General features: G+C 74.7%; 3 protein-coding genes. 1 reads left to right on the top strand and 2 read right to left on the bottom strand.

Features of this window, described 5'->3' with window-relative positions:
• Together BJF79_RS35570 and BJF79_RS35565 are read right to left on the bottom strand one after the other, a co-directional pair.
• A partial coding sequence (locus BJF79_RS35570; protein WP_262403054.1) for a S8 family serine peptidase occupies positions 1–1,208 on the bottom strand: 1,208 nt, incomplete at its 3' end.
• A 144-nt stretch (positions 1,209–1,352) separates the two neighbouring features.
• Positions 1,353–1,775, bottom strand: coding sequence for a hypothetical protein (locus BJF79_RS35565; protein WP_083734495.1), 423 nt, complete (start codon positions 1,773–1,775; stop codon positions 1,353–1,355).
• A 340-nt stretch (positions 1,776–2,115) separates the two neighbouring features.
• Between BJF79_RS35565 and BJF79_RS35560 the strand changes: the two genes are divergently transcribed.
• Positions 2,116–2,895, top strand: coding sequence for a hypothetical protein (locus BJF79_RS35560; protein ID WP_075904014.1), 780 nt, complete (start codon positions 2,116–2,118; stop codon positions 2,893–2,895).
• Positions 2,896–3,073: the final 178 nt, after the last annotated feature.

Raw genomic sequence — 3,073 nt, 5'->3', positions numbered from 1 at the left:
CCTTGGGGGTACGGGGCGAACGGGGGGCCGGCGACCGGGCCGGCGACCGGGCCGACGCCGCCCGCCGCGGCCGTTCTGCGGCGCGTTCGGACGAGGGCGATCGTGCAGGCGACCAGCGTGACGGCCAGCATGGACGCGAGCATGATCACGTACCCCGTCGCCTCCGACCCGGAGTCCTCCATCGCCTCCTCGCGGCGCCGCCGGTCGGCGTCCTCGGCGCCCTTCTCGGCCCGGTGCTCCGCGGCCCAGTTCGCGTACGCCTCGTACACCGGGTTCGGGCTCTTGGCGGGCACGCGCTCCGCGAGGACCAGGCCGGGCCGGACGAACCCGTAGCCGGTCTTGTCGTCGTGGCCGCGCGCGCCGAGGTCGGCGGCCGAGGCGATAACGCGGCGGACGACCTCCTTCGCGGGCAGTTTCGGGAACCGTGCCCGGATCAGCGCCACGGCGCCCGCGGTGAGGGCGGCCGCACCGGCCGTGTCGTCGAACGTGCGGACCCGTCCGTCCGCGAAGACCCCGCTGAGGGCGACGCCGGGCGCGCTCACCGCGGCGTAGGGCTGTCGGTAGCTCTCCGCCCACGGCTTCAGCCGGGCGTCCACCGCCCCGACCGCGAGGACCCCTGCGCAGTTGCCCGGCGACTGCTCGTCGTCGGGGTGGCGGCCGTGGCCCATCCCGGCCACGAGCACGACGTCGCGCTCGACCGCGTACCCGACCGCCTCCTGCAACGGTCCCCGGCACCGGCTCGCGCCCGCCGCCTGGGACAGCAGGATCACCTCGGCGCCGTGGTCGGCGGCGTAGCGGATGCCCTCGGCCTGGGAGGAGTTCGAGGTCACGATCGGCATGACCTTCGCCGCCGGTGCGACCCCCAGGAATCCGGTGCGGACACCGCGGGCCGCGATGAGGGAGGCCAGCGCCGTCCCGTAGCCGTCGCTGGTGTCGTCCCGGTCGATGAGCCCGTCACCGCCGTAGAACAGGTCGGTGCCGGGGACGAGCGCCCCCTGCAGCTCCGGGACCTTGTCGCTCGCGCCCCAGCCGATGACGGCGACGGTGACGCCCTGCCCCTGACTCTGCGACCACAGGCTCTTCCGGGCGTTCCAGGTGCCGAGCCACCATTCCGTCCGGTGGGGCGACGGCGCCGCGGCGGCCGCGCCCGGCGCGGCGATCCCGGCGACCAGCAGCAGTCCGAGTGCCGCCGCTAACGGTACGCGCATCTTCCGCCGCATCCACGGCCTCCCCACACGGTCCGGGCTCGTCGCCGCAGGACTATATAGGGCGGCCCGGCCGGACCGGCGGCCCGGCGAAGATAACGGACAGCGGGAAATGGGCGGCGGCGCCGTCGCCGACCCGCGGCCGACTCAGCGGCCTACGGAACCGCCCTGGTAGGCGGCGTTCTCGGTGGTTCCGTCGCTCCCGTCGGCGGCCTTCCAGCTCAGCGCGGGCCCGTCGTGCTCGCCGTCCGGAAACACCGCGCCGCCGAGCCAGTGGACGAGCGAGTCGGCGAACCGGCGGGCGACGCGTTCGGCGTCCGGCACGTCGGCGACCGCGCGGACGTCCACCCACCACACGGGCGCCTTCACCCGTTCGGCGAACTCGGCGCCGAGCAGCCGTCCGATCTCGCCGTGCACCGACACCCGCACGGCGTCCTCGATGGAGACGAGCAGCCGTCCGTCCGGCCCGTGCAGCCGCATCGCGCCGGGATCGTCGCCGCGCAGCTCCAGGGGCTCGCCGAGCGCGATCAGTCCGTCCGCGATGGCGTGCACGTCGGGGCGCCGCCGCACCAGGCGACCAGGTCAGTGCTCATCGGCCCGCCGACCGGTCGGGACCGTGCGGGACGGTGTCGGCGTGCGGGACAGGCGGAATCGCGGCCGCGCGAAGACGCGCACGCCCGTCCGCAGTCGGCTGGAGTCGGACACCGGCCTCCCCTCTCCCCGGCAAGCCTACGAGACGCCCGGCACGGTCCGCACCGCCCGGGCACGAACGACCCGCACGTCCACCCTAGGAGCACCGGGATGCTCGCGGGGCACCGGCACAAGGCTCGCGCCTTGGGCGATACCCCCTGAAAGGCGCCACCTGCCGCTAATCTGATCCGACCCCCTCGCGACACCCCCCGGAGCGATCATGAACGGTCCCGCCTGGCCCGGGCAGCAGCAGCCCGGCCCGCCGCCGGGATATCCGCCCGTCCCGCCCCCCGGCTACCCGTCGGCGCCGCCCCCGCTCCCGCCGCCGCGCGGCGGCGGAAACGGCGGCGTCCTGATCATGCTCCTGGTGTTCGGCGTGGTGGTGGTCCTCGCGATCGCCGCGATCGGCGCCTTCCTGGTGGTCCGCAGCGACGACGACACGCCCCCCGACACGATCGAGGTGCCGCGGCCCACGGCCACGGCCACGCCGACGGACGCCCCCACCCGCGCCTCGTCCTCGGACCCCTACAGCATCCTCGGCGGCACCGTCGAGACGGCGAAGGGCAACACGTTCACCCGCGCGGGCACCCGCACCGAAAGCTGCGTCGGCCGCGCGAACACCGAACTGAAGGCCGTCCTGGCGGACCACCCGTGCGCGGGCGACATGCACTCGGCCGTCTACGCCGACCCGACCAAGAAGATCATCACCACGGTCTCCATCCTCGACTTCGCCACCGCCGCCGACGCCGAGGCCGTCAAGGAGGCCACGACCGGCGACGCCTGGCCCGAACTGCTGACCCCGTCCGAGAACAGCGGCCTCCCGCAGCCCGGGTCCGAACCGTCCTACTGGACCCGCACCTGGGCGATGGACGACCGCGTCGTCTACGCGCAGTCGTACCGCACCGACGGCAGTTCCCCCGGCGACCGCGGCGGCGACGTCTACGCCACCGCCGGTGAACTGGGCGTCGAGATCACCAACGTCCTCCGCTTCACGAACTGACGATCGGCGGCCGTTCGGGCACGCGTTAACATGCCCGTCGGTCAACGGAGCGGTACCGCACAATTTCACAGCGCGTCCGGGACGGCGACGCCCGAGGTCCCCCCGCCCCCGCCGTCCCGGCGGCCGACACCGAGAGAACGAGGCCATGTCCCAGCCCCCCGGACCGCCCCCGCCTCCG

Origin of the sequence: Actinomadura sp. CNU-125 (assembly GCF_001942465.1) — a bacterium.
GTDB lineage: Bacteria > Actinomycetota > Actinomycetes > Streptosporangiales > Streptosporangiaceae > Spirillospora.
The sequence above is the reverse complement of the archived record's forward strand: the minus strand, read 5'-3'. Positions and strand labels throughout refer to the sequence as shown.